This is a genomic window from Pelomonas sp. KK5 (assembly GCF_001984095.1).
In the GTDB taxonomy this organism is placed as follows: Bacteria; Pseudomonadota; Gammaproteobacteria; order Burkholderiales; family Burkholderiaceae_C; genus KK5.
Map to the genome: position 1 here is coordinate 1 of NZ_LYVQ01000383.1, position 3,407 is coordinate 3,407.

At 73.8% G+C, this 3,407-nt stretch carries 5 protein-coding genes; all 5 read right to left on the reverse strand.

The window, feature by feature from the left end:
• Positions 1 to 676: MCP four helix bundle domain-containing protein (locus B0W88_RS30640; RefSeq protein ID WP_144007089.1), on the reverse strand; the 676-nt coding region annotated here is incomplete at its 3' end.
• Between the two features lie 30 nt (positions 677 to 706).
• Entirely contained in the window at positions 707 to 1,717 is a 1,011-nt protein-coding gene (locus B0W88_RS30645; protein WP_077038273.1) for a thiamine phosphate synthase, read from the reverse strand.
• Complete coding sequence (locus tag B0W88_RS30650) at positions 1,714 to 2,535, reverse strand: thiazole synthase (RefSeq protein ID WP_077038274.1); 822 nt, start codon at positions 2,533 to 2,535, stop codon at positions 1,714 to 1,716. The genes B0W88_RS30645 and B0W88_RS30650 overlap by 4 nt, the downstream gene beginning before the upstream one ends.
• A 4-nt stretch (positions 2,536 to 2,539) precedes the next feature.
• A complete protein-coding gene (gene thiS / locus B0W88_RS30655) occupies positions 2,540 to 2,740 on the reverse strand; it encodes a sulfur carrier protein ThiS (RefSeq protein WP_077038275.1) in 201 nt (66 codons plus the stop codon).
• Positions 2,737 to 3,407: FAD-dependent oxidoreductase (locus B0W88_RS30660; RefSeq protein WP_144007090.1), on the reverse strand; the 671-nt coding region annotated here is incomplete at its 5' end. The genes thiS and B0W88_RS30660, both read right to left, overlap by 4 nt.

The following is a 3,407-nucleotide window of genomic DNA, read 5'->3' on the forward strand; positions in this document are numbered from 1 at the left end:
CCGCGCGCACCGCGCGGGCCAGCGGCCGGGTGACGGCGCGCACCAGCGTCACCGCCATCACCGCCGCCGCCACGGCGGCCAGCACCGCCACGAGCAGCAGCAGGCGCACGGCGCTGGCATAGGTGTCGTCGGCATTGGCGGCCGACTCGCCGGCACCGCGCTCGTTCAGAGCGACCAGTTCGGCGGCCAGCCTGGACGATTCCTCGTAGGCCTTGCGCGCATCGCCGTTCTGCAGGCGCACCGCGTCGTCGTAGTTGCTGTCGCGCATGTGGCCGGCGATCGTCAGCGTGTGGGTGTAATAGCTCTTCCAGGCGGTGCTGAAGCGCTGGTACAGCTCGCGCTCCCGCTCGCTGCTGACCAGTTTCTCGTAGGCGGTGGCATGGCCCTTGAAGGCCTGGCCGGCGGCAGTCATCGCGTCCTCCGCGGCCTTGGTCTTGTCCGGGTTGCGCGAGGTGACCATCTGCAGCAGGCCGATGCGGTAGTTGGCCAGGTCGGTCTCCATCGCATGGGCGGCGCTGACCGCGGGCAGCCAGTTGGTGCTGATCGTGTGCGAATCGTCCTGGACGGTGCGCAGCCGCGTCCAGGCGAACAGCGCCACGCCGATCAGCAGCACCAGCATGAAGGCGAAGGCCGCGTACAGCTTGGCCGCGATGGTCAGGTTCTTCAACGAGGGCATGGGGCAGTCAGTGCGAATATGAGGTTAGGGTCAACCCAAGGTCGCGCGGATTATGGGCAGCGCCGCCCCGGGGCGCGCGTGAATCCGGCACGTTGTTGGGGCGAACGTGCGGCCCAGGGCCTGCTGAATGGCCGGCACCGTGACGGCCGGCTCATCGCCCAGCATCCGCACCACGCAGACGCCGTCGGCACCGCAACCGGCGGCGGCGCTGATCTGTTCGGTCGTCAGGATGCCGCCGATCGCCACCACCGGCACGCCCGCCACCGCGCACCACCAGCGCAGGTTGTCCAGCCCCTGCGGCCGCCAGGGCATCGCCTTGGTCAGCGTCGACCAGACCGGGCCGCAGGCGATGTAGGCCGGCGCCAGGCTGCGCGCGCGGGCCAGCTCCCAGGGGCTGTGCGAGCTGATGCCCAGGGCCAGGCCGCTGAGCTTGAGCTCGCCGCGCTCGCGCTCGCTCATCGCCAGCAGGTCTTCCTGGCCGAGGTGGGTGCCGTGAGCGCCGCAGGCGGAGGCGAGTTGCCAGTGGTCGTTGACGAACAGGCGGGCGCCGGCGGCGCGGCAGGCTTGCGCGGCCTCGGCGATCTCGGCGGCCAGCCGGGGCGGGGTGTCCTTGATGCGCAGCTGGATGGTGCGGATGCCGGCAGCCAGCACGGCGCGCACGCGCTCGGCGCTGTCGACGATGGCGTAGAGGCCCAGCGGCGGCGCGGGCGGGGGCGGCGTCTCGTGGAAGACCGGCGCTTCGCCGAAGCTGAGCCAGGGGAAAGCGTCGTCGGCAGCGAAGCGGGCGAGGACCGCCGCGTCGGCGGCGACGAAACCCTCGGGAAGCGCCAACGCGCCGCCGCGGCGCGGCGAAGCCAGCCAGCCGCGGGCATGCGGCGTGTCCAGCCAGTCCAGCGCGAGGCGCTCGCGGCCGCCGGTGATGAGCAGGGCCTCGGCCAGGCCGCGCTCGCGCAGCGCGGCGGCGGCGGCCGGCAGCTCATCGCGCATCAGCCGGGGCCGGCCGAGCAGCCCGGCCGCCTCCTCCCGCGTGATGCGCTTCATGGCGCCGCTCCCAGCAGCAGCGGCTCGCCGCCGACCGGCGTGCTGGCCACCGCGAAATCCTGCGGCGCCATCACGCCGGCCCGCCAGGCGGCGCGGCCGGCGCGCACCGCATCGCGGAAGGCGCCAGCCATCGCCACCGGGTCGCGCGCCTGGGCTACGGCCGAGTTCAGCAGCACCGCGTCGAAGCCCAGCTCCAGTGCCTGCGCGGCATGCGAGGGTGCGCCGAGGCCGGCATCGACGATCAGCGTGGCATCGGGCAGGCGCTCGCGCAGCGTGCGTAGCGCGAAGGGATTGAGCAGGCCCTGGCCCGAGCCGATCGGCGCGCCCCAGGGCATCAGCACCGGGCAGCCGGCGTCCAGCAGGCGGCGGCACAGCACCAGGTCGTCGGTGCAGTAGGGCCAGACGACGAAGCCCTCGGCCACCAGCTCGCGCGCCGCCTGCAGCAGCTCGAAGGGATCGGGCTGCAGCGTGTGCTCGTCGCCGACGACTTCGAGCTTCAGCCAGGGCGTGTCGTAGAGCTCGCGGGCCATGCGGGCGAGCTGCACGGCCTCGCGGGCGCTGCGGCAGCCGGCGGTGTTGGGCAGCAGGCGGGCGCCGTTCGTGCGCATGGCTTCGCGGATGATCGCGATGAAGCCGTTGTCGCCGCCGGCCGCCAGCGTGCGCTTGAGGCCGACGGTGACGATCTGCGTCTGCGAAGCGGCGATCGCGTCGGCGAGCACCTGGGGCGAGGGATAGCCGGCGGTGCCGAGCAGGAAGCGGCTGGTGAGCGCCGTGCCGGCCACGGTCCAGCCGTCGTTCGGGGTCAGGTCTTGCTTCATGGCTTCAACCTCCGGTGATGGGGCGGAACAGCAGCACGGCATCGCCGTCCTGCAGCAGGTGGGTGGCGCGCGCGCCGCGGGCGACGAAGGCGCCGTTGACCGCGGTGGCGGCGTCGTTGGGCGCCTGGCCCAGTGTTTCGAGCAGGGCCGCGAGGGTCGTGCCTTCCGGCACGGCGCGGGCCTGTCCGTCGATCTCGATGTTCATCGCTCGATCTCCTTGAGGGCATCCTCCGCCAGCGCCGGCGCGAGCAGCCAGCCGTGGCGGAACAGGCCGTTGATGCGCAGCACGCGGGGCTCGCGCGCGATCAGCGGCAGGTGGTCGGGCAGGGCGGGGCGCAGGTGGCGGTCCAGCCGCAGGATGCGGGCCTCGGCCAGCGCGGGCAGCACGCTGTGGGCCGCGCTCATCAGCTCGACGGCGCTGCGTACCGAGACCGGCGAGCGGTCCTCGCTCTCGATCTCGGTGGCGCCGACGAAGACGAGGTCATCCGGCCGCGGCACCAGGTAGACGCGGTGGCGCGGATGCAGCAGGCGCACCGGCCGCGCGAGGCCGTGGCCGGGCGCGTGCAGCCAGGCGGTCTCGCCGCGCACGCCCCGCAGTGGTAACGCGTTACGTGCGCCGAGCCCGCGGGTGTCGATGGCGAGATCGCACGGCAGCGCGGCGACGTCGTCGACCGGCCGCCGCCAGTGCCACGTCACGCCCTCGGCATCGCGCAGCAGCGCGGCCATCGCGGCGGGCGGATCGATCTGCGCCTCGCCCGGCAGCAGCCACGCCCGGGCCACCGGCGCGAGCGCGGGCTCCAGCCGGGCGAGCGCAGGCGCATCGAGCGCCTGCGCCCGGCCGTCCAGCCGCGCGAGCACGCGCTGCGCACTGC

Bases quoted from the DNA above. Each gene is read 5' to 3' on its own strand.
- B0W88_RS30645 (WP_077038273.1), bottom strand. From the start codon at position 1,717: ATGAAGCGCATCACGCGGGAGGAGGCGGCCGGGCTGCTCGGCCGGCCC.
- B0W88_RS30650 (WP_077038274.1), bottom strand. From the start codon at position 2,535: ATGAAGCAAGACCTGACCCCGAACGACGGCTGGACCGTGGCCGGCACG.
- thiS (WP_077038275.1), bottom strand. From the start codon at position 2,740: ATGAACATCGAGATCGACGGACAGGCCCGCGCCGTGCCGGAAGGCACG.